The organism is Planctobacterium sp. AWM4_229 (assembly GCF_056160305.1).
Window position 1 is genome coordinate 1 of the sequence record NZ_JBSWWX010000025.1, and the last position, 715, is coordinate 715.

1 protein-coding gene is annotated in these 715 nt (G+C 44.9%); it reads left to right on the plus strand.

All coding sequences use genetic code 11. From position 1 onward, the window contains the following. Window positions 1-203: 203 nt before the first annotated feature. Window positions 204-715: flagellin N-terminal helical domain-containing protein (locus tag ACXAGP_RS22085; protein WP_475263961.1), on the plus strand; the 512-nt coding region annotated here is incomplete at its 3' end.

The following is a 715-nucleotide window of genomic DNA, read 5'->3' on the forward strand; positions in this document are numbered from 1 at the left end:
TTTTCTCAAAAAAGCTCAAAAAACCTTCAAGGTTTTTTTTGAAATAACGATAACCCTAAGTGAGAGAGCCAGTGACAATCACTTAATAAAACCAATAAACAAGTGATTGTTGAATATTAACGATATGACTGTACGACGACAGTCACCGGAAAGCCCAAATACCTCACAAGGCCACCCGGATCGAGAGTGTAGGAGAGAGACAGATGTCTTTATTTGTAAATACCAATGTATCTTCATTGAACGCCCAGCGTCAGTTATTCGATTCGGGCAACGCGTTATCCACGTCATTTGAACGTTTATCTTCAGGTTTCCGTATCAACAGAGCCGCAGATGATGCTGCTGGTTTGCAGATCACGGACCGTTTTACCTCACAAATTCAAGGTCTTGACCAATCAGTGCGCAACGCCAACGATGCGATTTCACTGGTGCAAACCGCTGAAGGTGCATTAAACGAGACCACCACGGCATTACAACGTATCCGTACTTTGGCCATTCAGTCACAAAACGGTATCAACTCCTCTGCTGACAGAGCGGCACTGCAACAAGAAGTAACAGCGCTGGTAGCAGAATTATCAAGAATCGGTACTGATACTCAATTTGCGGGCAATGCATTGCTAAGCGGTGGCTTTTCCGCAGCATTCCAGGTAGGTGCCAACGCAGGTCAAACTATTTCTGTTAACTTATCTTCAAGCGATGGTGCCAGCTTCGGTGCATC